The organism is Pseudomonas mandelii, assembly GCF_024138395.1.
In the GTDB taxonomy this organism is placed as follows: Bacteria; Pseudomonadota; Gammaproteobacteria; order Pseudomonadales; family Pseudomonadaceae; genus Aquipseudomonas; species Aquipseudomonas mandelii_E.
This window is the reverse complement of sequence record NZ_JAMYDU010000004.1, coordinates 150,319-174,918: the sequence shown is the minus strand read 5'-3', so window position 1 is coordinate 174,918 and position 24,600 is coordinate 150,319. Positions and strand designations below refer to the sequence as shown.

The 24,600-nt window shown below is 55.8% G+C and carries 15 protein-coding genes and 3 pseudogenes; 4 read left to right on the top strand and 14 right to left on the bottom strand.

Translation table 11 applies throughout. The annotated features are described in order from the left end of the window. Positions 1-16: 16 nt before the first annotated feature. The 3 genes from NHU87_RS09250 to NHU87_RS09240 are packed head-to-tail and all read right to left on the bottom strand — an operon-like array spanning position 17 to position 5,747. Positions 17-3,661: a WD40 repeat domain-containing protein gene (locus NHU87_RS09250; RefSeq protein WP_253547656.1), complete on the bottom strand. Its 3,645-nt coding sequence runs from the start codon at positions 3,659-3,661 to the stop codon at positions 17-19. Continuing rightward, positions 3,658-4,722 (bottom strand): SIR2 family protein, encoded by a 1,065-nt coding sequence (locus tag NHU87_RS09245; RefSeq protein ID WP_253547653.1) that lies wholly within the window; start codon positions 4,720-4,722, stop codon positions 3,658-3,660. Before NHU87_RS09245 ends, NHU87_RS09250 begins: the two co-directional genes overlap by 4 nt. Next, positions 4,629-5,747, bottom strand: a complete 1,119-nt coding sequence (locus NHU87_RS09240; protein ID WP_253547651.1) for a CHAT domain-containing protein — start codon at positions 5,745-5,747, stop codon at positions 4,629-4,631. Before NHU87_RS09240 ends, NHU87_RS09245 begins: the two co-directional genes overlap by 94 nt. A 270-nt stretch (positions 5,748-6,017) precedes the next feature. Here NHU87_RS09240 and NHU87_RS09235 point away from each other — a divergent pair. Further along, positions 6,018-6,334, top strand: a pseudogene (locus NHU87_RS09235) (DinB/UmuC family translesion DNA polymerase); the annotation flags it as partial. A 192-nt stretch (positions 6,335-6,526) separates the two neighbouring features. Here NHU87_RS09235 and NHU87_RS09230 read toward each other — a convergent pair. Next, positions 6,527-8,041 (bottom strand): hypothetical protein, encoded by a 1,515-nt coding sequence (locus NHU87_RS09230; protein ID WP_253547649.1) that lies wholly within the window; start codon positions 8,039-8,041, stop codon positions 6,527-6,529. A 191-nt stretch (positions 8,042-8,232) separates the two neighbouring features. Here NHU87_RS09230 and NHU87_RS09225 point away from each other — a divergent pair. Next, positions 8,233-8,540, top strand: a pseudogene (locus NHU87_RS09225) (IS5/IS1182 family transposase); the annotation flags it as partial. Positions 8,541-8,678: 138 nt separating this feature from the next. Here the strand turns inward: NHU87_RS09225 and NHU87_RS09220 are convergent. The 4 genes from NHU87_RS09220 to NHU87_RS09205 are packed head-to-tail and all read right to left on the bottom strand — an operon-like array spanning position 8,679 to position 15,255. Continuing rightward, positions 8,679-9,845 carry a Wadjet anti-phage system protein JetD domain-containing protein gene (locus tag NHU87_RS09220; RefSeq protein ID WP_253547647.1) on the bottom strand — a complete coding sequence of 389 codons (1,167 nt, stop codon included), beginning with the start codon at positions 9,843-9,845 and terminating at the stop codon, positions 8,679-8,681. Beyond that, positions 9,832-13,254, bottom strand: a complete 3,423-nt coding sequence (locus NHU87_RS09215) for an SbcC/MukB-like Walker B domain-containing protein (RefSeq protein WP_253547645.1) — start codon at positions 13,252-13,254, stop codon at positions 9,832-9,834. The genes NHU87_RS09220 and NHU87_RS09215 overlap by 14 nt, the downstream gene beginning before the upstream one ends. Beyond that, positions 13,241-13,843, bottom strand: coding sequence for a DUF4194 domain-containing protein (locus tag NHU87_RS09210; protein ID WP_253547643.1), 603 nt, complete (start codon positions 13,841-13,843; stop codon positions 13,241-13,243). Before NHU87_RS09210 ends, NHU87_RS09215 begins: the two co-directional genes overlap by 14 nt. Further along, entirely contained in the window at positions 13,843-15,255 is a 1,413-nt protein-coding gene (locus NHU87_RS09205; protein WP_253547641.1) for a Wadjet anti-phage system protein JetA family protein, read from the bottom strand. The genes NHU87_RS09210 and NHU87_RS09205 overlap by 1 nt, the downstream gene beginning before the upstream one ends. Positions 15,256-15,351: 96 nt before the next feature. On the opposite strand from NHU87_RS09205, the gene NHU87_RS09200 reads away from it, so the two are divergent. Together NHU87_RS09200 and NHU87_RS09195 are read left to right on the top strand one after the other, a co-directional pair. Next, positions 15,352-16,197: a WYL domain-containing protein gene (locus tag NHU87_RS09200; protein ID WP_253547639.1), complete on the top strand. Its 846-nt coding sequence runs from the start codon at positions 15,352-15,354 to the stop codon at positions 16,195-16,197. Between the two features lie 493 nt (positions 16,198-16,690). Continuing rightward, positions 16,691-16,990 carry an Arm DNA-binding domain-containing protein gene (locus tag NHU87_RS09195; RefSeq protein WP_253547637.1) on the top strand — a complete coding sequence of 100 codons (300 nt, stop codon included), beginning with the start codon at positions 16,691-16,693 and terminating at the stop codon, positions 16,988-16,990. A 207-nt stretch (positions 16,991-17,197) separates the two neighbouring features. Here the strand turns inward: NHU87_RS09195 and NHU87_RS09190 are convergent, their stop codons facing one another. The 6 genes and pseudogenes from NHU87_RS09190 to thrS form a co-directional block, all read right to left on the bottom strand. Beyond that, complete coding sequence (locus tag NHU87_RS09190) at positions 17,198-17,554, bottom strand: type II toxin-antitoxin system RelE/ParE family toxin (protein ID WP_253547635.1); 357 nt, start codon at positions 17,552-17,554, stop codon at positions 17,198-17,200. Positions 17,555-17,556: 2 nt separating this feature from the next. Next, on the bottom strand, positions 17,557-17,847 hold the full coding sequence (locus tag NHU87_RS09185; RefSeq protein ID WP_087092263.1) for a type II toxin-antitoxin system ParD family antitoxin: 291 nt from the start codon (positions 17,845-17,847) through the stop codon (positions 17,557-17,559). Between the two features lie 205 nt (positions 17,848-18,052). Continuing rightward, positions 18,053-18,249, bottom strand: a pseudogene (locus tag NHU87_RS09180) (hypothetical protein). A gap of 161 nt (positions 18,250-18,410) precedes the next feature. Beyond that, positions 18,411-19,727: a group II intron reverse transcriptase/maturase gene (gene ltrA, locus NHU87_RS09175; protein WP_253547633.1), complete on the bottom strand. Its 1,317-nt coding sequence runs from the start codon at positions 19,725-19,727 to the stop codon at positions 18,411-18,413. A gap of 1,327 nt (positions 19,728-21,054) precedes the next feature. Beyond that, positions 21,055-21,624, bottom strand: coding sequence for an alpha/beta fold hydrolase (locus NHU87_RS09170; protein WP_253547631.1), 570 nt, complete (start codon positions 21,622-21,624; stop codon positions 21,055-21,057). Positions 21,625-22,683: 1,059 nt separating this feature from the next. Further along, positions 22,684-24,597 carry a threonine--tRNA ligase gene (thrS, locus tag NHU87_RS09165; protein ID WP_253547629.1) on the bottom strand — a complete coding sequence of 638 codons (1,914 nt, stop codon included), beginning with the start codon at positions 24,595-24,597 and terminating at the stop codon, positions 22,684-22,686. Positions 24,598-24,600 lie beyond the last annotated feature (3 nt).

Here is a 24,600-nt window from a genome sequence, read left to right as displayed (position 1 = left end):
TGGCCTCCTTGCAAAGTTACAATGGAATGCTGCATGGGTTGGGTGGGGCGGGGATGTACCTGAAGTACCTTTTCTGTTCATCGCTGCTGAACGACCGGTTACCTGCGAGCTCGCAGGCTTTGCGCTTCCAGGTCTCCAGGCGCAGATCCCAGATTGCAGTGCCGGTATCGGATGAGGAAACGAGCCAGCGTCCGTCAGCCGAGATATCCAGTGATCTTATGGTCGAGGTATGGAAGTGCTGGTTGATCAGCAAGGGCAAGGACAGGCGGTTGGAAGTATCTGATTGCCCCGCCTTGTCTGGGAGATAGAGGTAGAGGCGTCCCCTGGTATCTCCGACGACCAACGTATCGTTACTGGCTGTCAGTGCACTGGGCTCCAGGGTCGATGTACCTTCCAGAAGCGTTGTGCCCGTTGAAGGATCTTGTAGGTCCACGGCATAGATTTGCCCGGTGAACGTACCAAGCCATAGGTGTTGGCCGGACGGCGAGAAGCTGATAGTGAGGATATCACCCAGCCCAGAGGGGATGGCGTAGTCTGCCTGCGTGAGTCGGACGTCCTTGCAATCGTCGTCGATGCCAGTGAAGCGCCAGGCCTGGGCTTTATTTTTCTGGGTGATTACAAACTCAGACGAACGAGGTCTGAAGGTGGCTAGCTTGATAGGTTCGGAAGGCGTTTGGTCGAAGTTGACTGGGCACCAGTGCTGATGTCCTTTGGCGAATGCCAGCAGCCTCAGGATGTTGCCGCTTTTCACAATCAGCAGTCGTCCTTGTTCGTCGCTGCGGATCCAGTCGATGGGCGTCTTGGCGGTTAACACAGTGGTTGGAATGGTGTCACTACCATCCTGATCACGAATCAGGAAGACGTGTTTCTGCGTCGCCACGAATTGCACTCCCGCGGCTTCAGCTCGTGCGATGCTACCGACGGCGGGGATTCGCCAGAAATCGGTCTGTATGACACTGCCGTCCTCGTTAACGTGATAGCGGCTCAGTGCGTTGTTCATGGCAGCCATCAAACCCGGTTTCTTCGGTGCTTGCACCAAACTGAAAGCGGAGCTAGTTCCTTTGACCAGCAAGCCAATCGGGTGGCGGTCGAGGCTCACTGAAATCCTGACCACATCGCCTCGTTCGCTGCTGACATGGATCTGTTGTTGGTCGGGGGCCAGCGCCAGGCCTGCCAATTGGTAAGCGAAACTATTGAGTACTTCGCCGACCGGCGTGCCTTCGTCTGTGAACGACCAGCGCTTCAACAGACCGTCCCAGCCGGCGGTCAGTAAGCTACCGTCATCGAGGTATCGCATTTGTGCAATCGCCCGGTCATGGGCGCTGAAACTCACGACTCTCTCGTTGTCCGAGGTTCTCCAGATTTGGATCCGGCCGGCGCGGTTACTGGCTGCTATAAACTGTTCATCCGGGCTGACCGCAACGCTGTAATACGCCTTGCGGTAGCCTGTTTCTTTGTACTGCGGCTGAAGCGTGCTGACTTTTTCTACCCCATTGCGAAAGCTCAGGAGTGTGACGGCATCCAGATCGGATATATCGGTGATCGCGACAGTATTGCCATGATCGAATGGGTTCAGGTCGCTCACTCGAGAGTGCACTTTAGTGCCCCACGGAAGTTCTTTTTTTTCCTTGGAAGCAATGTCAACGCGCCAGACGCTCACGACACCATTGTTGTGTCCTACGAACAGCCTGCCATCCATCCAGGACATCGCAGTTACGGCACTGTTCCCACTTTGCGTATGCAGGGTCATGACGAGTTGCCGAGTGACACTATTCCAGACGGCTACGTTGCTTTCCAAGTCAGCGGTGAGGAAGTACTGGTCTCCCGCCATACTGATCGCTTGTATGCCTTTAGGATGAGCCTCTTTCAGCGCTATGTCGTCGACAGGCGCTGGTGGTTGCTCCTGAGTAAGGTCGAGGACTTTGACCGCGTGCCGATCCGCACCAATGTCAGCAATGATCAGGAAATGGTCATTTTGCGCGATCTTGCGGGTCGGGCCTGAGCCTTGTAGAACGATACGTTCAATTCCTTGGGCGCGGCTGAGCTGGTCCCCCAGCAAACGTTGGAAATTGACCGACAGCCATTCCGGATGCGCTTCCTGCAGTTGCATGCCTAATAACGCCGCAAGGTTACCCAGGTCTGGCGCAGGATCCCTGCCAAGAATCGACAACAGTGCGAGCTGCAAAGCATTAGTGCCCCGCGCCGCAAGCAAATTTCCCTCTCGCTCGATGTAGTTCCAGGCAAAACCGGTCACGGCCACTATGCATAGCAGTGCGATTCCATTGCGAGTGCTGCGACGCCGTTTCTCCTGCCGGTAGGTTTCTATGAAGCGGACTTCAAGTGGGCTGTAGTCCAATCCGGTAGCTTCTTTGGGAATACTCCGCTGGCTGGAGCTTGAGAGTGACTTGAAGAATGCGGGACGTTCGCCGTCGCGATGCCAGGCGCGTGCCAGCAACTGCCAGGCGGCCAGGTGTGCCTGGCGCCAGGCTTCAATGCTGCGTCTGATCGGGGATGCTAGACGATCATGGGCCAATTCGTACCATTGGCCATCGTCACGGCTGTATTGGCGGATGATATGCACCGCCTCCAACCTTGCGAGTTCCTCCCGTCGAGGGTCTGAATCGTCTCCCAGTTCGACCCTTCGCGCGACCCGCAACCCGTCAAACGTGAGCAGGCGTCGATCAATCCAGTCCCGCAAACACTTGCCACGCTGCTTATCTTCGGCGGCTGATTCCAGTGCTTTGTCGCAATAGTCCTGTAAAGGTGTTCCAAGAGGGTAATCGCGAACATCGGCCACCTGGATACGAGTGACAGGTTGCCTGCCGTGATCGCTCAGACGTTGCCAGAGGTCAGCCCAGATCACCTGAATATGAACGGGTTCGACTGTGCCGCTTTCACGAGAGATCTGCCGCCCATCTGGGGTCCGTACTTGCTTGGTACCCAGGCGCTTGACCAGCAGGCTTGCCGCATCTTCACCGTCCTCACTGGGGAACTCCACTCCCTCGGCCATGGCCGGTCGCCTGACGGCCTCGATAGCTTGTTCGATGCCAAGCATCAGAAGGCGAAAAGTATAGTTCAGACGCGTGGGTATCAGGTCACGGAATGGATCGAGCCAGGAGAAGTATTCCTCCCGCATACTTATCACCAGCCAGACGGAGCGTTTGGGAGTGCTCGATAAGGGATCCGGTGGCGATCTCTCCAGGCTTAGCAGGGCTCCCAGCTGCTTGAAGAGGGTGTGTTGCTGCTCCTCTGACGCGCCACACGTGAAGACCTCTTCAAACTGATCGAAAATCAACAACAGGCGTTTGCTGGATTCGCCCTCAGGAATGGTCAGGCGTTCAACATAGCTTTCAAGCGTGTCTTGCTCGGTAACCGGCGTGTCACCGTAGCTTGCCAACTGCAATAACAGGTTATGAGACAAGTCTGTACCAGAGCCACCCCCGACCCTCAGGCCAGTAATGGCGTGGAAGCGATCGCTCACCCTTGCGATCAGCCCGTTCTTTGCCATCAGCAGTGATGTCTTGCCTGCGCCAGAGGGCGAATAAAGGACGATGATGCGATCGGCAATCAGGCGCCATTGCAGTTCTTCCAGCTCGGCATCGCGACCGAACAGGGTGTGATCCTGGTCGAACGGGCCCGGGCCGACATAGGGCGACTTCATGGGTGCTCCTTCACGTTCACGCGTGCATCCAGCTCGTTGACGAATGCCTGCACATCGCCCCAGTACATCTGTAGCTTGACCTTGGAATTAAGGTACTGGTCGATGTAACGGCGAGCACTGCCTGGGTCCAGGATGCTGTTGGGGTCCATCTGTACGGAGAAGTGGTTGTGTTTGAGCAGCAGGTCACGGCCTTCCATTTGCAGCAGGCTGCGCAAGAGCACCCTGAACTCCCATGCGTCGGGCTGGAAACCGGCGAACAGCAAAGGACTGTCGATCACCCGGCAGCGTACCGAGGGCGGCATCGCATCGTGCGCCGAGGAGGCTTTGGCGAGGTACTCGAAGTAGTTGTCTTCGGTCAGTACCAGCGAGCCGGGTTCATCGAGGTCGCCAAACAGTTTTACGATGATCGGCTCGTCGGCTGACGGGGTCTTGGACGCAGGGACTGAGGCCTGTTCAATCAAATGCATATCGCGGTAACTCGCGACGGTATTCCAGCGCAGGAGGCGAGTGCGGGGAACCGCGCCCGTTTCAGTCAGGGCGTCACAAAGCAGGTTACTGGGATCGGCGGTGATATACACCGGCAGTCTGTGGCTCGCCAACAACGCATGGGGATCCTTTGGATCTGACTTGCGCATCTTTGCGCCAACAACGGACAGGAGGTAGTTGAGCTTCTGCATCAACGTGTCGTCGTCGTACCCACGCATATCCTCTGGAACAAGGTTGCCAAGTCGCTCGAACAGGCTGTTGTAGAGGCCACGATAGAAAGCCCTGCGTAGAAAGAGCTCACCGCGCGTTGTGGAGAGGTACTGCGCCACCTGGGGGAAGTCTTCGACGTCCCGACCGGACATTGGATACCGGTAAATATCTACCCAGTCGTTCGCCAATGCGCGGCGAGGGCCGGATAGCGTCTCGCTGAATGCTGGGCCAAGGATCGGCGTACAAGTCCTGCCTCTGACATTGGTGACGATCACCTTCCAGATATCTGTTTCCCCTTCGGTCTGGTCAAAGCCGGGCGGGTACCAGATGCGTGCGCTGTCGAGGCGAGTGAAAACCACCGGCATCCACCAGTCGTGCTGTTGGAAAATCGCGGACCTTGCGCTGGCGGCGGCAAGATCCACCTCCCATGTTTTGCCAGTTCCTTGAAGAAGACTGGCAGATAGGCTTCTGCGCTGGCGAAACTGAACAACCCTTGCATGGCCAGCACCGCAGGGACCCCCTGCATTGCCAGTCGAGGTCCCAGGGCGCACAGTTCGTTTCGCTCTGCAGTGCCGGTGCCTGCACTTTGGCAAGAGCACAGAATGATCAGGCTGGGAGGGCGTCGCAACTGTCCGATTTGCGCGGCAAAGCTTTCGGCAGTAACGAGTTGGCCGTTGCCAACACCGTCCTCCAGCCAAAGGGCATTCCCCATGTGACCGGTCACACCATGGCAGGCGAGGAGCAGGATATCCACTTCCTCCTGTAGCGCTTCCATCAGTGCTGTCAGGGTGACGTTCCCCGGGCCCGCGAGTACGCGAGCGGGCAAGGGCAGAAGAGCCTTGCGAGCAATGGCCAGCTGGCGTTCGATGTCTTCAGAAGTGAAGGTCAAGGCACCGACCAAGTCTTGGGGATTCGCGATGGCCACCAACGCTTTCATGTCTTGCTTGGCGCGCAGCAGCGGTAAGCGTAGCTCTCGGGTGAACAGGTATCGGGAGAAGATGCAGCGCACGTTATCGAACAGAAATTGATCCGGCGTGCTTGGATCGGTCAGTGTTTCCCAAGGCAGATGATGCAGCGGAGAAGTGGCGGGGTCGATACGCAGACGAACGCGCAAAGGCGTTTTGTAAGTCGCGGCAAAAGCCTTTGCACTGACCAGTGCATCACGAATTGCGGGGGGATGCAGCAGCGCGGTGGATAGCACGTTCCCTATTTGTCTTGCATCACCTGAGTGAAAGATCGAAGCGTTGACATCTAACTCCACAGCAACGAACTGGGAAATCAAGTCCTGTTGTTCCAGCCGTTGCCGGGCATGCGCCTGGAGGGTGCCATGCACGTCTTGCTGTACCACGATTTCAATTTCGCAGTAGCTTTTCATCAGCTGGCTCACCATTTCGGTCACGTCATTGTGTTTGACGCTTACGTCCGAGCCAATGCGGTAGGCGGTAGGATGCGTAGGCGCCATGTCGAATGGTGCAGTTTGACGGCTGCTCCAAGCGTGTTTTCCACTTGAGCCGTCTTACTGCCTGGTTTCCATCTCTTACCAGTCTTTGATGGGTTTAGCTGGACAATTGATGGCTGTCCAATTGCGTAATGCCATTATTTATTTGGGCCAAGCTACTGGCGTTAACGTGCTGACTTATTTTGTCCTTGGATGTAGCACAAAAACTTCAGTATGGTGGATGAGAAGACCGTTCTTGAGCTGGCAGGGACCTCTTTTTTTGGAGCTGGACGAGCCCGGCGCACCCAAGTAGGAAAACTGCTGCAGTCGGATGTTCGCCCAGTGCCTGACAACCTTGCCACCGCTCAAGGAGGCCGTCGCGACCTAGATGATGCGGGTCTCGGAAAAGCTCAGGGCTCAGCGGTCACTCACTATGTAGGAAGGTGCGGGTCAGCATCTGGACCGGGATGTTCAATCTGGAAGAGGCCAAGTACGCCAATGGGATGGTGGTCGATCTGCTGCATCCTACGGACGATCTTGTATGGCCTCCCCGTGACTATGCAGAGCGCCTGCTGGAACGCCGCCACGCAGCGAGTAGGCGAGCATTTCAATGGCAGATAGGCCTTCTCCATTGTTGAGTGATCGAGTGACTATAGACTAGGGGGCGCCGGGTGTGATGTCGCCGTTCACGGCCTATACGGGGCGCCTGTTTGTCATTTCGATAGGCTGGCCTATCCCTGAGTCAGTGTGGTGCTGCACTGAAGCCCACCACATGGCGCGACATACAAAAAGGGAGGTTTGTCCCAGCCGACCAGAGCTCCGCCTCGAGAACTGCCTGGTGAATGCTCGCATGTTGCCAGAACATCACCGCCGGGTGAGGGCCATCCCGGAGCCAACAGATTCCAGTGTTGGTGATCCCAATCCGCGCTGTTGTGTATGGACATGCCTAGTATCGTCGGGTGCTGGACGTTGCTCTTGCCGTGCTTGTTATCGTGGCCAAACGAGTAGACCAGCCGTCTGTAGATGGAATCAGTCGGCGGTTTGGGTACGGGGGTATTGGGGTCAAGGTCCGCGCCATGGTGTGGCACGACCATTCCCACTGGTGGCAACGGGTCCAATACATCAACGAAGTACTGATAATCGCAATCTCCGGTGAGTAGCCAGCTTCTGGGTGATGGATGGGTGGTGGCTTCCACCGCCATTACGATGCCGGTGCCGTTACGGTCTGGTCCGTTGCCCAGTGTGAATCTGACTTGTCTTCCATGGCGCAACGGGGCGACGCCTACGAGCCCAGCAGGCACACAATAGGTGAAGAATTTCCCCCCTTTAGCGAGGACCTCGTGGGCAAAGGCGACATGCACGGGGCCGACGATCTGAAAGGGCGCGATCCAGGTTCGCTTCAGCGCAGGGTAGGCTCCATGAGCTGCAAATGCATAGGCGCCAGCCCAGTGATCTGCATCCCAATGGGAAAGCACAATGGTCGGCTTTTCGGTGAAACAGAACACCAGCGGATTGGGTGTCGTGCGTTTGTTTCTGTAAACCCCGGCACCCAGGTCGTAGTAAAGCGTCGGCACACCGGGTTCGCCGAACCTGGACGCCGATAAAATCGCGTTGGCGTTGCCCTGACCGACATCATAGACCGCCAGAAGGTCAGCATTTGTGTTGGAAAGTTCTGCTTCGAAATCAGTCATCGACAGTTGGGGCAAGTTGGCCAGGGAAAAGATTCCGGACAATGCCTTACCCGTTTTCGGCGACGGCATCTTGCCTTTGACGTAGACCCTTACCGGGTCTGCGAACATACCTGGATAGAGGCTGGCTGAGTCATGCCCAGCCTTGTGTTGACGGGAGATTTCAAGTTCGAACCAGCTCTTTTCCAAATCGCCTGCGGCTGCAAGAAAGGAAGACCTTTGACGTTGATCGGGGAGGGTGGGGAGACCGAAAAAACCTTTACCTCTTGGCACTTCTAGCTCGAGCCGATACATCGGCATGGATTCAAAAGGGTTATGGGGCTGCAACTGCTTTTGTTCCCTCCATTTTTTCCAAGCCAGTGAACGCTTGAAAGGACTTTCCAAGTTTAACAGAGGATCTTGCTGCCCTTGAGTGTCGAGCCATTGCGCATCGACAAGATCAAATGCAAGCAGTAGGTACTTCGACGCTTCATCGGCCTCAATATGATCAAGCCGGGCATAGGCGCGCTGCAGATTATGCTCTCTAGGGTACTCGTCACGACGGAAGTGGGGATTCATGTATCAGGGTCTCATCGGATGAATGAAGCGAAGGGTAACGACGTAACGACAACACTTGCGTTCCTGCAAGGCTAGTAAATATTTTTCACTTGGCTGGATATCCACCGCGCGCTGTTCTACCTATTTTTCTACCAAGCTTTGTAGATCGTGAGACACGCGCAAATTATGCCAGTGCAGCACCGAGCACGAGCGCTGGCAACTATTTCCAATGGGATGAACAGTCTGAGGAATATCGCTGTCCGGCCAGTAAGTTTACTGCGAGGCCGAATGGCGAGTTTTCAAAAAACAACGTTTACACATCACGAAAGCTAACACCATCATCTTCCTATCCAAGCAAACCGACTGCGGGAACTGCCCGATGAAAGCGCAGTGTTGCCCGAACACTTCGTTTCGCAAGATCGCCTGCAGCGTCCATGAAGCTGCTCGGGATGTGGCCCGTCGCATCGCCGCCACGTCGGAGTACCAGCGCTCTCGCGATGAACGCAAAAAAGTCGAAATGGGAGATCGCGTAGGTCACGGACCTCGTTCAAGTGGGCCCGAAACTCTTTTACCCCCGTAGGCATAGGCTCAATCAGGTGTTTTACCGCAGTGTCTCGCTCATGCATTAATCCAGCACCTGCGGAAGACTCGCAAATTCTCAAAGGGGTAAAAGAAGTGTTTGGCCTTCCTGCTCAAACAGCACTGGGCTTATCCGCGAGGCTAGCTCTATCCATCCTGCTCGCTCTGCGCTCTTGACCATAGAGCGATGCTGGTCAGACTTGGCTGGTTCGCCGCTTTTCCTCCATTGTGATGCGTCCATGGACCACGGTTTGAGATGGCGCTCGACTGCTGCTGCAAACTGCGCCACCCGTGCTGCAATCCGGAATCCGCCCTCGTCGTGATCGCCCCAGTGGTAAACGCTAGCATCAGTCGGGAGTGACGAAAGTATTTGGGAATAGGCTCTGCCCCAACTGGGCGAAGGCATACCTGCGGTGTAGATGACAATTCCTTGCCGTGTATCGCCAAGTGCGCGGGCGGCCTGGTGGAAGGTGGTCAGGTTTTCGATCGATAGCAGCCACGCTGGAGTACCTGAATAACCATGTACCGCTGTGTTTGCCACTCCCACGAATGGACGGACGATCGGGCAATCAATACCGTCGGCGAGTCTGAGCGCTCCGATGCCTGAGACCAGAAACGGCTGCGGCTCTTTGGAAAGTCCGATAGCGCCGAAGACTTCACTCCAGTGCCTTGCCGGCGCATTCAGCGCTTCGGACGTGAGTAGATCCAGATGCTTGCATAGCGCTTCAATACGCTTGGAGTCACGGAACAACTGGACACTGAGCTGGCGTACGACGCGGTCCTCACTCGCGACGGCCATGGCGTCGAGAACGCGCAAGGCGTCAGCAAAGTCTGCAGCGGAGTTTGGCCCGAGTGATCGCACCTGTTTAAGGCGCCTCCAACAATCGAGCAACTCTTCCACCCGACCGTTCATGCTCCATGGTGCAAGGACGTTCCCCGCTTGAGCAACGGACGCATTTACGGTGGAGCGGCCCAGGTACGCCGCCAGCCTGTCGAGGTCCTTGAGCACGACTGCATCAAGGGGGCGGTCCTCTCCACCCTGTCGGGCCCATTCGAGCCTGATCGCGCCCGCTGATGAGGCTGCTTGCATGTAAGCGTGCATCCGGTCGCGCTCGTCCAGGCTCTGTTGCCAGTACGGCGAGAGAGAGGACTTGAATGACTCGCGAAGGACTCGGGTATTTCCGCTCAGCCGCGAACGCTCGCCCCGCAAGAGGAGTCGATCAAGTGCAGAGTCAGCCAGTGACATTGTCGGCCTCGGCAAGACGATCAATTTCCTGCTGTAGCAGGTTGGGGTTGACGAAGAAATTGTCGCTCTGTAGCAGGTCACGGGCGCCGTCGAGCACTACATTCTTCTTGAACTGCACGTTCCGCGATCCGAAACGGGACATGTCGTAATAGATGCTCAGGAACGACGACAACTTGGCCTGGTCGGATTCGGGCCCTGCCATGATTAGTTGCAGGCCCAGCGCATTGAGATATTGGACCGTTGCTCGGACGTTTTGCGGATCCATTTTCTCGAATGCTTCATCCAACAACATGATCCCGCCGCCCGCTGTACTTCCCTTAGACTTGCCGTAAGCGGCCGCGAGTGCAGCTCCGAAAATAAGGTAGACCGGAGTCCGGTGCTCACCGCCAGATGCTGGCCCGAAGCGCTTACTGAGCCATCCGACTGAGGTGCCATCTTGGAAGACCTCAATGTCGTAGCTGAAGAATCGGCGGTGGTCATTGAGTGGGCTGGTTTCGTGCAACAGGGGTGAGCTGCTGTCTCCTTCTACCAGCATGCGGAACTCCTCCGGGATATCTCCAGACCCTCCAAAGAGGTCCTCTTCTGAGCTACCCTGTGTTCGCACTCGGCGAAGAAAGTCATAAAGGCTGCGGTGTTCGTCAACCACCTTGTACTTGAACTCATATCGTTCGTTGTTTGAGAATGCTGGTGCTGACTTCAGTACCGATGTGAGGCCGTCAATCTGTTCTTGAATGCGATCGAACCCTGTGAGCAGTGTCTGTGCCACGTCTGTGCGGAACACCTTCACTGCCGCCTGGTAAGCCTCTTCGGCTTTTTCCTCCTGCTCGGCCAACTCCAAGTCCTGCAGTCGCTGCCGTTCGGCCAAGATGAATTCGAATGCGCCTAACCAGTCGCCACTGCTGACGTCGATGTTTTGAAGGTTGTAATCCCGAGTGTAGTTAGCAAACAAATACCATGCATCACGGTCCGCGTTATCGGCTGCCGAGCGCGCCTGCTGGAGTGCACGGTCCAGACTGGACAGCTTCTGGGCCCAATTATCCCTGTGGCGTTCGTCCAGTCTGGCGCGGTGGCGCTCCACTTCGTTCGCGTTGTAGAGCGTGTTCTGACGACATTCTCGCTCCCGTAGCGATTCGACTTCCAGTTGCTGTTGCAGACCCGTCACTTGGGTGTTTGTATGCGTCAGCTTCTCTCCGAGACGGGTAACCTCCCTAGTCCACTGCAATTCCTTTTCTCGGGCGTTGACCGCGTTGCTGTCAGCCGCTGCTTTCCTCGCCTGCAATCCGGCCAGGGAATCAGTCTGTGTGCTTTCGAGCGCAGACCTCAGATTCGTGGCCGCACCAGCCGTTTGGGCTACGACCAAAAACTGGCTCTCGAGGGTGCCCTGCAGCACCGCTGCGTCCGCGAACGGCGCCAGCTTTTGCTGACCAGCCAACAGCCAGTCTACGGCAGCAGTCGTTATTCTTAGTCGATCTTCTACCACCTGGAGATCCTGTTCGGCCCGTTGGCGCATCGCGCCACTATCAGTGCGGCCGAGCCGTAGCTCGCCTGCACCCGGGAGGCGCCGGCGTTCTATGCCGCCGCCCGAACTGGCCATGCCTTCCTTGGAAATCGCCTTGGCGCCAGCACGAAGCTGCTCATTCGATTCGGCCAGCACCGTACGGCCAAGCTCGCCCTGCAGGTATTGCACTGCCTCTGTGCTCTTGCCCTGGATTAGCTCCGCCGCATATTGCTCATTGCCCATAGCACGCCATTCACGGGTACGGGACGGTAGGGCCAACTTTACGCCGTAAATGCCGCTGGCTGCCTTGCTGCGATAGATGGCAATTGCATCAAGCTCCTTCTCAGCAGGAACTAGCAAGGCCTCAATGTGCCGGCCCAGCCAGGACTCGATGGCGGGCTGCCAGCTGGGGTCCGAAACAGTTACCAAGTCGCAAACGGGAGTAACGTCGATACCCGCATCGGAGAGCACACCCATCAATTGCATCGTGGACTGATGTAGAGACATAAGTCCGCGACTGGCACGTTCACGGGCGATCATCGCCTCGCGGCGTTTTTCAGTCGCCAGCTTATGCTCTACTTCGGCCTCCGCTACCGCGCGGCGTACCACATCGTAGGCCTGAGCCATGGAGCGAAGGGTAACCTGAATCGCAACTGCTGGAGGGACCCTGCCGTCATCGCGTATATGCTCCAGGTCTTGCACCTGCGCAGCCGCCTCTTCGAATGCGCCACGGTGGGCTTCCATGCCTGGCAAGTCGGTGGCTGCACTCAGCGCGGCCAACATAGCGAGGAACTGCAATCGAAGTTGAGCTTGCCTCTGTTCAAGCGTTGATTCCAGTTGCTTCAGATTCTCGGCATGGCCAGCTTGTTTGCGAAAATCGGGATCGCGGTTGAGTTCGGCAATCACCCGGTCTCGTGTCTCGCTGGCCAGTGTTAATTCGGCCTCGGACCGACCCAACTCCAGCTTCGCCCGCTCAATATCTTCAGCCAGTTTCTCTACTTCCACCTCGGCAGAGTCCAAAGTTTCGCCCAGCCGCTCGGTGGAGTAAGTGTGCTTGAGTACTGCCAGATTTGCGTCGGATGTGCGCTCGCGTTTGACTACCCCGTATTTTTCGGCAACCACGGTCGCACGATCGATGCGTTCCTTAAGTCGTGTGATGAGGTCGCGCAGGTCGCGGACCTCGTCCAGGCGAGCCCGAAACTCTTTTACCCCCGTAGGCATGGGCTCAATCAGGTGTTGCCGCAGCGTCTCGCTCAAATCAGTGATGTCCTCATTGAGCTTGAGCGAGCGTGCAAAGGCGGCACGAAGAGACTGCGAATTCGGCTTGTCGCCGGGCCCCGCCAAGTGATCGATTAGAAGACGTCGGACGAAATCGTCGCGGTTCTGGGTGAACACCGGCACGGTCTTCGCCTCGAGCCGACAAAGATCGGTCGCCATGTGTTGAAAAGCACGCCACGGCATTACCGTCTCACGCTGACCTTCAGTTTGCAGGTGGTGCTTCGCAGTCATTGCGACGCCAGGCAAGATGTAGAGGCCGTTAACCTCCGCCTTCGGATCGTCAATGTGAGCACTGAGGGAAACCCCAGCAGTGAAGGGGACTCCGGTCTTGGCATCGCGAAACACTAGGTCCACATACGTGTTTGCGGACGTTCGGGCGTAGGAGCTACCGCCTGGAATGTATGACCCGAGACAGTAGTCCCGCAGCGTACGGGAGCGCTTCTTGCCTTCGCTAGCCGCATTGAAGTGCGTGCGGTTGCCGTCGGCCGCAAGCATGACCACTTGGATCGCATCCAGCAGGGCGGACTTGCCGGTACCGTTGGGGCCCAGAAAGGCGGTGTTGATGCCGGTCTCCAGGTCCTTTGCCTCGTAAAGGAAAAACTGGACCAGGGCGATGTTCTCAAGCAACTTCAATGTCGTTCTCCTCATCCAGTTCTGGCGCATGCGCGGCCAACTGATGCAATGCGCTTTCCCCCAACACGTCAGCGATTCCAGGACGAATCGCAATCTTGAAGGGCTGTCCGTCTTCGGAGTCCAGCACTCGCACCAGTCCATAGCGTCTTAGGGCAACGGCCAGTTCGCGCAGATCACCCCGCTCGGGAAGCTCCCGACCGAGCCACTCCTTGTAGGCGCGTTCCAGTTCTTCGAGGAAGATATAGGCCTCGCCGTCAGTGATCTCCGCCGACTGCATCCGGTCGTCGTAGAGGCGGCGTAGCACCAGCGCCAGACGGGTTTCGCTAAGGCGCATTTTCTCGGCAACCTGGTGGGTTGGAATAGCGGCTACATAGGAATGGTGATGATTGTGTATCAGGCTCATGCCCAACTTGGACAAGACGTCTCGGTATGCCGTGAAATGCTTGACTATCAAGTGATACGACACACGGCTAAAACGGTCGCTGGCATATAGCACTTGCTCCACGATTAGCCGATAGGCCGCTTTCTCGAAGTCGGCGACCACGTACTCACCTTGCGTCTGTTCTGACAATCGCTCCCAGCTGACCATCACTTCCTCCCCACTCGAATCACGAACTGTTGATGCTCCATGTATTCATTCCTCGTATTGGTTTCGGGCACGAATGTGACGTACATACCCGGAACCATCTGCAGGTGGGGATCCGACTTGCGTTTGCCCTGAGGACAACCGTTGCGTGAGGCAATCAGCAGCAGTCGCTGATAGCAGCAGAGATCAAGGATCGAATCGATATTCAACTCATCCGAGCGGATTGCGCTTTGGTCGCCTAAATGCCGCGCCACGTATTGGGCCAGTTTCAAGGGCGTGACGTTGCGATCAGCGTTCATCCGCTGCCGGAGTGCTTCCTTGGCGAGCTCCTCGATGGTCGGGACGATCTCTGCGACCGTGGTCGATACGTGCTCTCGCAGCGGTGTGCGGGGCTTGGCTAAACCAAACTCGGACGCGTGATAGATCCCTGCGATGCCAGGTAATGCAATATGGCCTTCCTCCAATACCTTCGCGGCACTGATGGCCTGGTCGATCAGCTTGTCGAAGTTGCCCGGTGATCGTAGCTTGTACTCGAAGAATGCCATGGCGCGCTGATGCGCCACGCGAATCTCTTCATCCAGCCGATGCAGGTGCTCCTCGACATCGCGTAATCGCAGAAGCAAACGGGTGTCCCGCTCGTACAAGGCCTCTGCTCGCAGGAGGTCACCATCTGCCTGCTTCTCGGTATACCACGTGATCAAGGATTGGCGCAGATTGGCATCGTGCTGGAACTGGAGTGTCAGGCTGACGATGTCCGATCGGTACTGCAGTGGATGGTTATTGGTGCGGAAGTCGCTGTAATCCGCAATGAAAACTTTCTCGATGTATTCCTCAAAGAAGCCTCGAACGAACTCACTAGCCGTGGTCTTGGTCACGAGTACGTCCATCAAGTCCTGAACGCGGCAGCTGGTGTTGATGATGTGCGCCATGCACTGCTTGGCCTGCCGGGCAGCCTCGGGATAGAGTTCGGGAGCCTTCCCGGCAGAGACCTCGCGTAAGTTGAGGAAGATCGATCGAACCTTGCCACCAAGGAACTCGGGCTTGTGGTGAGCAAATTCGGTCAGAACTGTGAAAAATTGGGCGACGACTGGCCGCACCGTGACGTGATCGATGACACCACGGCGACGTTGGCTGAGCCATCCGCTCTCGCAGAAAAAGTTGAAGATGCCGTGGGCGCGGATAGTGATAGGACTTTCCACGTCCTCCCATGGATCGTCCGCCACCAGGAAGGACTCAATGGCGCGAATTACTGTTGTTTTGGGAGCTTCTTCACCGGGAGAGCGTCCGCCATCCCCCCACATTTCTATCATTAGTCGGCATAGAAGATCCCAATAACGTAGATTGTTGGTCGCTGCTAAGGGCCGGAATAGGTCCTTGGGTAGGCGCTCAAAAAGCGGTGGCGTGCTGGCTTCCATTTCCAATGCCCCGGTTTGATTTACTCGGATAACCGCAGCATAGGTCTATTGCTACATCTATGCTATGGCTCTAAATGTTCTCATTGGTTTCCGGATATGACCCGTCGCAACTCTGCTCCAAAGGAGCGCTTTGAAGCTATCGAGATTCTGCTCCTCTGGGAAGGGCGCGTTTCGCGCTCCCGACTGCTTGACCTGTTCAACATCCACGAGACGTTGGCCAGCCGGGACATTGCGGGGTTTCGGGCAGAGTATCCGGATGCTTGCGAGCCCGATAGTGGTAGCAAGAGCTATGTGGGTTCTTGGAGCCTACGTCCTACACTCACCCGTGGCACTTTCGATGAGTACCAGAGACTCATCGGAGCGATTGGAAGCCTAGATGCAGTATCCGCAGGTGTGGCGGTTGAGAGCATTCAGGTCGATGCCACATCGATCCGGCACCCGCTGTTCGCTCAGATTCACCGTGCAATGCGGCTAGGACGCTGCATCAGAGTGCTCTATCGCTCCATGAGTAATCCTGAAGCACATGAACGAGTAATTCGCCCGCACTCGCTTATTCAAACGGGACCGCGGTGGCACATCCGGGCGTACTGTTCGAAAGCCGAGGCATTCTGCGATCTAAATCTTGGCCGAATTTCGGCGGTAAGTGCATCTGAAGACGCCGTCCTCCCAGGGCTGGATCGAGACGTAGATTGGCACAGGATAGTTGCAGTGCGTCTGGTGCCACACAGGGATCTGTCGGCCGAGCAGGCCCGTATGGTCCGTGAGGAATACATGGGGGGTACTGCAGCAACGGTTTTTAACGTCCGCGCCCCTATCGCCAAGTATTTAATCCAATCCTTCCGAGCGGCCATCGATCCTGAGCGGGAGAGGGCTCCAGAACATCTGCTCATGGTCTACCGGCCCGAAGAGTTGCCTGCGGTGGCCGATATTCGTCGGTTGTGAGTTGACTGGTGAGCGTGGGAGGTTGGGACGTCTTTTCGGGGGGCTCATACCCTATTGATCCTGTGAAAATGACACTGCCAGCTTGATGATCATTCGTCCATTGGCTATGGGTAGAATCCAATAGCCTTGCTTAGAATTACCCCTTTTTCGCTCTTGAAACACCCCGAAAACAAGTCCAGAATTGAGTCTTTTCCGGCTTCGGCAAGAAAAGAAACCCCTTAGATTTCAATGGGTCGGACGCCAGATGCGAGTCTCGTTTCCCGCTCCAATTATTGTTCTACGGGTTTCTATTGAGATCTGTAGAGACTTAAAAAAGAGGCTTCGGCCTCTTTTTTCGTTCCAGTAAGCTCCACTCGAAAACACTACCATCCACGTTTTCTTAGTACATTTTTTAGTACATTAATCCGGCGCTTGGTAGATCACTTTTTCGTGGGACTCGCCTCTCTGGAAACCGTACAAATCTCCTCTGTTCAAACGAGACGGAGATTGTACGATGGTTCTTACCAATACCGCGGTCCGGCACGCCAAACCCCGTGCCAAGGACTACACCCTCCCTGATTACAACGGCCTCGCCCTTTTCGTGAATACGAAAGGCGCCAAGTGCTGGCACTTCCGCTTTTCCTGGGCGGATAAGCAACCCCGTATTTCTCTCGGTACCTATCCTGAAATTAGCTTACGAGATGCTCGTGCTCTGCGTGATTTTGCGAGGGCACTAGTCGCTAGGGGCATCGATCCGCGTGTCTATCGGCGGCTGGAGCGTAATGCCAGGCGCCTGGCCACGGAAAACGCCTAAGAAGCGGTTGTTCAGCATTGAAAGTGGCACGCAATGTTGAACATCGTGTTTCTGGTCGTGGGTCTCGATAGTCCGGTCGGACCACAACCTCCCGCTTCAATTGGCCGCCGAGTCGGCTGACAGCGAGGGCGCTCAGGTTGCGATGTAGAGGCGGGCGCCTGACCTTCGCTGTTGATGACCCGTTAAGCCTTGGGGGCAGGTTGGTGATCAGTCATTAGGCAAGTGCAACTGCACTTCCATGGCGTCATGAAGGAGTCTGACGACCTCAATCACGTGGTCGTTTGCCACACGATAGAACACGATATGGCGTGGGCTTTTAACCATTCCATGGGGCTGTTTGGCCTGCTGGCGTGAATAGCTGAGGTGATAGCTGCGAAGGCCCGGTGCCAGCTCGTCGCGTTCGTGGCTGCCAATCCGATAAGGCGTACCGGCAAGAGCTTGCAGCGCCGCGAGGATCAGCGCCTGATAGCGCTGACGTGCTTGATCGCCGAACTGCGTCTGCGAGAGCCTGAGGACGTCGACAATGTCGGCGCGCGCCGCGTTGGAAATCCGATACGGCGGCATGCTCAGTGTTTTTCACGCGCGGGGAGGGTGGCCTCAAGGCTCAAGCCCTCGAGGTAGTGCTCCAGATCTCCTTCGTTCAGCTGAGTAAAGCGCCCGTGCTCAAGGTCCATGATGCCGATCGAGGTGGCCTGACGCAGGGCCTCAATTTTGGCGGTGTCTTCGGCGATGCGCTGTTCCAATAGACGCAAACCTTCGCGCATCACTTCGCTGGCATTCTGATAACGGCCGGACTGCACCAGGTCCTGGATAACCTGTTCCTGGTGAGGGGTGAGCACAACGTTTCGCGTCGCCATCATTAGCTCCAGCTCTGGGCAAACAGGTTCTTTCGACCATTGGCATATTATGCCATTTTACCCAGAAACACATAGCTTGAGAGCTGGATCTGACGAACTGGGGCGTACGGGAGCATCCTTCGCGCCGAACAGCGCGTGCTGGCTCCGGAGTGCATTTGCAAATGCACAGAAGGGTGTTGCAGGCGGGACATCGGGGCCGTTTTGATCAGTGTGGGTCTTGGGTTCTCAGCTTGGCCAGGCCCTGTTTGATGTGTCCGGAGTTCTCACAATCGTGTGAGGCGCGCCACGGACATTGTCGCCAGTATCTGTCGCACCTTGGCGTTCAACCCTTAAGGTCAACTCCAACACGGCCGCCTCTAAGGCGAGCTGGTTTTGGTACAGGCGCTCAAGGACATTAGGCAGTGAGTATTCGGGGGGGGCATAGCTTCGACTCCATTCGAGAGAGTGGGGAGCTTAGCCGGGGGAATGGCTGACAATCGGCATAGGGGACAGCCTTCACAGGCTGCTCCCCTGCCACACCACCCGGCATGCGGGTCCGCACCGGGCGGTTCGAGAGATTGAGGTTATGAGAAACGCACTAATCCCAGTCTGTCGAACCACGCAATATTAAGCACGCGATTCAGATCAAGACGACTGTTATGCCACCAACGGGAGGTGTTGCCTGCCACCTTCTGCGCCACCTGGTTATTCGCGCCAAGTGCTCGCAGCTCACGATACGTCGTTGTTCCGCGCTTCCATTGTTTAAGCTGGATAGCTCGCAACCGGTGTCGTATCCATTCGTCCAACGCACGCCAAACGGCTGGGGTTTGCGACAACCCGAAGTAAGCTTTCCAACCCAAAATGTAAGGACGCAGGTCATCGACGATCTGCTGCAAGCTACGACCACACGAGCGTCGGGTGCACCAGCGTATTCGCTGCTTGAACTGCTTCTGCGCCTTATAGGATGCAGCACGTTTGACTTCGCCGCGGGCTGACCACAACTCATAGCCCAGAAACTTGCGACCAAACGCACTCGTCACTGCACTCTTGCTCTCGTTGACGCTCAAGTGCAGCTTTTCATATAGACGCCTCAGCAAAGCCATTACCCGTTGCCCCGCCTTCTGGCTGCGAACGTACACGTTCGCATCGTCGGCATAGCGCACAAAACAATGGCCTCGACGTTCAAGCTCGCGATCCACTTCGTCCAGCAGCATATTCGCCAGCAACGGCGACAGCGGGCCGCCTTGCGGCGCCCCGCAACGGCTTTTCTCGACCACGCCGTTGATCAGCGTTCCGGCATCCAGATAGACGCGAATCAGCCGGATGACCGCCTGATCCGTAACCCGTTTGCGCAAACGTTCCATCAAGATGTCGTGATCGACCCGGTCGAAGAACTTCTCCAAATCAACATCCACCACCACTTTACGTCCTGAAGAAACATGGCGCTGAGCCGCTAAAACGGCGCCCTGCGCACAGCGTCCCGGACGAAAGCCGTAACTGTGGTCACTGAAAGTTGGATCGAGTAATGGCTGCAAGACTTGCAGTAACGCTTGTTGGATCAAACGGTCAGTAACCGTTGGGATACCCAGCTCGCGTTGACCGCCGTCAGGTTTGGGAATGGCCACACGCCGTACCGGACTGGGCCGGTAGACACCTGATAGAAGCTGTTCACGAATCGCCGCCCATTGGGTCAGCAGGTACTCGGCGGTCTGATCAATGTCCAGACCGTCGACTCCCGCTGCACCTTTGTTGGCCTTGACCCGCTTCCATGCCCGTTTCAGGTTTTCTCTCGCAAAGGCCCGCTCCAGCAGCCCTTGCCCTGCGTTGTCGGGTTCATTTTGCGGGCGATTGACCTCGTCGCTGACGGAGCTTCTCACGGCTTCACCGTTCGCAGTCTCCATCCGCCCCGCGTTTGGCGGGCATCTGACTTCCGGTCTTTCACATCAACATGGCCTATAACGCTTTCTCTCGTTCGGCCCTTCGTCAAAAAAAAAAGACTACTACGGCCTCTGCTGACTTCTCGCTCCGGCTGGCGCCGTCGCCCTTTCAGGTATGAGGCGAGATCTCCCCAGGTAAGAACGCAATCCTTCACCACACAACCGCCGGATTTACACAACCTGATCCTTGACCACAAGAGCTTCGCGGTTTTGTGCCCGCTCGCCCTGATCGGTCGCGCCTTTTATCCGGTTCTTGTACATCGGCTCATGGCTTCGATTCACGCTTCCTCCCCACACTCAGTCGCCCTCGTGCAGTTGCGCTTCACTTCGTTCGCTGTGGTCAGCTTACGGCGGGACTTTCACCCACAAGATTGCGCCCATGCTGGGCGCACACAAAAAGCCCGCGCATGGCGGGCTCTCTGTATGGGGTCAAATCCTTTTGTCCGTTCAATCTGCGCTCCGTTCTGTGAGCACTTCGTGAAAAGCATGTCGCAGGAACGAAAAAGCCGGGACTTAGCCGGGCTTTCTGTCGATGGGGCCAAATCCCTTTGGCTGACCGCATTGTGCTTGTTGGGTATGACGAAGGCATGACAGGGCGGATACGAAAACGCTGGCAAAAGTCCGCGTAAGGCGGGCCTCTCCATGAGGATTGATCGGTTATCGGTTAAACCGCTCAACCAATGACTACTGCGTGGACTCGGTCTTGGTCAGTTCCTTATTCAGATCTGCCGATTGCTGTCTGCCGCGAAGGGCTGAAATCGAATGCGGTCATTCACGCACGATTTTGTATGTGGCGTGGATAGGGATTCGAACCCCTTCAGCTTCCGTCTGGTCCGCTCTAGGTCGTAAAAACGGCGTTTTATGAATCGATCTGAGGCGTGCTGCGGCCTATGGCGGCCCTTAACTTGCCCTAAATATGCCCTAAACCGTTCCCGCATTCGCAGCGCTGAGCCGCACCCGACTCAGAGGTTTGGTGACGGCAAGCTTAGCGATTTAGCCAATCTGTTGCATCGACCGGTTGAATCCACAGCCGTTTTCTGCCTGTCAAAGTCGGCAGAAAACGCCCCGTAGCAGGTGGTCAATGAGGTGCGAAATCACATGTCATAGCCTCAAGGTTGGTTCGTACACTTTTAGCTACGCTTAAATTTTTTTTTCATCTCTACGCGGTTTGCGCAGAGTATCCGGCGAGGTTAGGAGCGATATGATTCCGGTTGTCTGTCCGCTATCCGAGATGTCTTGAAACGCACGGGGCCGCACAATCAGTCCGACGCGGTGGCAACAAGTGTTCCGCTCACCAGCAGGCCAGATGTCTCTCGATCAACATCGTCACCTCGGCAGCGTGAGTAAAGCCCAAACTGTGATCGGCACCAGGGAAAACGTGTAGTTCCGCGCGGGGTAACAGTTGAGCAAGGCGCTGTCTGTAGTGGGCAGTGTTATTTCTGGAGTCACTCAGCAGTTCTTTGTGCGTCTTTTTTGCTTCGTTGAGCTTCTCCTCAAACCTTGCATGAGCATCCAGCTCGGCAGAGATCAGTCTGCTGAGCATGTCGGCGGCAGTGATCTTTTTCTTCTTGGCAAGTCGCGTCAGCTCTTCCTTTACATCGATTTCGAGCTTGAAGGCATAGGTCTTCCGGTCCTTGTCCTTATCTGAGTCTTTGCATTTTGCCTGCCGCCATGCGCCCCTCATCTGGCCAAGGATCAGTGCTCCTGTTCTCGATCGCTCCAGCTCCTCGCCGATCTGATGGAGCTTATCGATCGTTGAGGAGTGATCTATCAGGTCTATTTCGCCTTTCCTTTGCAGATATTTGTGAGCCCATTTCAGCTGCTTGGGATTGAACGAAGGGGGACGGGTGGCCGCGCCCAAGTCCACAGTGCAGAAAGGTAGATGCTCCTTGCCCTTGAAGGTAAACGATGAACGTGACGAAACCCTAGCCGCAGGACTGAAGCACGAACGAAACTGCGGCCGGCTGAAAAGCTGACGTTAGGTTTACGGCTGCCCGAAAGGATCCGAAAGGATGGGCTCAGTTGCTCCCGCAGGGCAGAGCCTTGCCTGCTACTTTTAGCTACCTTTTCTTATATATATTAATTATTTATTTATATGAAAAGGAAGGCTAAAAAAGCAAAGGTTTTCTAAGTGAGAATAACTCGTATCGAAAACCTTCAAAAATTAAGTGGCTAAGTACTCTTGGTTGACTTAGTGACTTGTTTGTCAGGCATAGTCTTCGCGAGTCTGTTCGCGGTTATTTTGATATTTTCTAATTTAATCAAAGTCTTGAGAATTTTATCCAGCTATCGATTTTGCGAAAAAATATTACTATCTGCACTACTTTAGCTACTTGTTTAAATGAACTAATAAATAGCAAACAAATAATCAGTCGGGTATCCGATAAATAGTCAGTATCAAAGCGTGGAATTTCAAAACTAGGTATCTGGTCGGGTAGTCGATACCCAGGTTTTTTGCCTCGTTTCCCCGCTCTAACCGCCATTGCGGCGTGGGTTGATCATCTATGCTGCGACGACTCCCCCTCTATTAGCGCGGACGTTGGCCAAGTACCCCGTCGGTGACCAGAAGCTAATCATCACCGCTGGGGGGCGTAAGATTCGATCTGCGCTTTCCAGGCGACTATCTGTCACCTGAATCAGGCAACGCCGTCATCTTCAGGTTTGTCGATTCCTTGACCTTCAGAATTCAATCAGCTCGCAAGCGCTCAGAACGCCAGAATGGCTCCGCACATCAGCCGCGGGTGAGCTGGTGCTGGGGTAGAGAGGTCGTTTGTGTTGGAGGGCGACAGGTCCTCCTTATTCAAGTTCGCTCGTCTGGTCATGCATTAGGAGGGCGGGTGGACCGAGGGCCAACATGGGGTCGTAAAAAAAGGCCATTCTTGCGAATGGCCTTCGGTGTGTCGAGGGCAGAACCGGGCAATCAGCCGGCAGTGGTCTGTTCGTTGAGCAGGTAGGTGTGCAAGGCGTCCATTGTCATGCTGCCCAAGTCTTCGCCGGTGCGGGTGCGAACGGTGACGGTACCGTTCTCTTTCTCTCTCTCTCCGACAACGAGCAAATACGGAACGCGCTGCAAGGTGCTTTCACGAATTTTGTAGCCGATTTTTTCATTACGCAGATCAGCCTCAACCCTGAAGCCCAGTTGGACCAGATGATTGCGCAAGTGATCGGCGTAATCATTTTGGGCATCGGTGACGGTGACCACGATGGCTTGCACCGGTGCCAGCCATAGAGGGAAATGACCGGCATGGTGTTCGATTAGGATGCCGAGGAAACGCTCCAGAGATCCAACGATCGCTCGGTGCAGCATGACCGGCTTGCGTCGCTGCGAGTGCTCATCAACGTATTCGGCGCCCAGGCGATCAGGCATGTGGTAGTCAACCTGCATTGTCCCCACTTGCCATTCACGACCGATGGCGTCGCGCAGGTGATATTCGATCTTGGGGCTGTAGAACGCGCCTTCGCCAGGCAGCTCTTCCCATTCGACATCACACTCGGACAGCGCCGATCGCAGCAGATTCTCGGCTTTGTCCCAGACTTCGTCGCTGCCCAGGCGTTTGCCCGGTTCGGGACGCAACGCGATCTTCACGGCAATATTGGTAAAGCCGAAATCGGCATACACCTTCAGCGCCTGATAGTGGAACGCCTTGATTTCCGCCGCGATCTGTTCTTCGGTGCAGAAGATATGGCCATCGTCTTGCGTGAATGCCCGCACGCGCATGATGCCGTGCAACGCGCCGGACGGCTCATTACGGTGGCAGCCGCCGAACTCGCCGTAACGAATCGGCAACTCTCTATGGCTGCGCAAGCCATGTTTGAATATCTGGATATGACCCGGGCAGTTCATCGGCTTGAGCGCGTACTGGCGGTTTTCGGACTCGGTGACAAACATGTTTTCCTTGTAGTTGTCCCAATGCCCCGATTTTTTCCACAGCGCGCTGTCCAGCACTTGCGGCGACTTTACTTCGCGGTAGCCGCCATCGCGATAAACCCGGCGCATGTATTGCTCGACCGATTGCCACAGTGACCAGCCTTTAGGATGCCAAAACACCATGCCTGGCGCTTCTTCCTGTTGGTGGAACAAGTCGAATTGTTTTGCCAGTTTGCGGTGATCGCGTTTTTCGGCCTCTTGAAGTTGATTCAAATAGGCTTTGAGCTCTTTTTCGTTGGTCCAGGCAGTGCCATAGATACGACTGAGCATGATGTTGTTAGAGTCGCCCCGCCAGTAGGCTCCGGCCACCTTCATGAGTTTGAAGGCACCCAGTTTGGCGGTGTTTGGTACATGGGGACCGCGGCACAGGTCAGTAAATTCGCCTTGGGTGTAAAGTGACAGAGGCTCATTCGACGGAATGGAATGGATGATTTCTGTCTTGTAGCTCTCACCAATATTCTGGAAAAACGCCAGCGCTTCATCGCGAGACATTTCAGAGCGCACCACGGACAGCTGCTCCTTGACGATAGTGGCCATCTCGGTCTCGATCAGCGGCAGGTCATCCATCGTGAACGGGCGAGTGGTGACGAAGTCGTAATAGAAACCGTTATCGATAACCGGCCCTATGGTAACTTGGGTGCCGGGGTACAGGCGTTGGACGGCTTGTGCCATCAAGTGAGCAGTGGAGTGGCGCACCAGTTCCAGCGCTTCTGCGCTTTTAGTGGTAATGATCTCTACGGTGGCATCTGTTTCCAGAAGATAACTAGCGTCAACTAGCGTTCCATTTACCTTGCCGCCGATTGTCGCGGCAGCTAATCCCGTACCAATGGATTGGGCCAGTTGTTGAACAGTCAAAGGTTCTGGAAAATCTCTAAGATTGCCGTCCGGTAGAGCGATAGTGACCATATA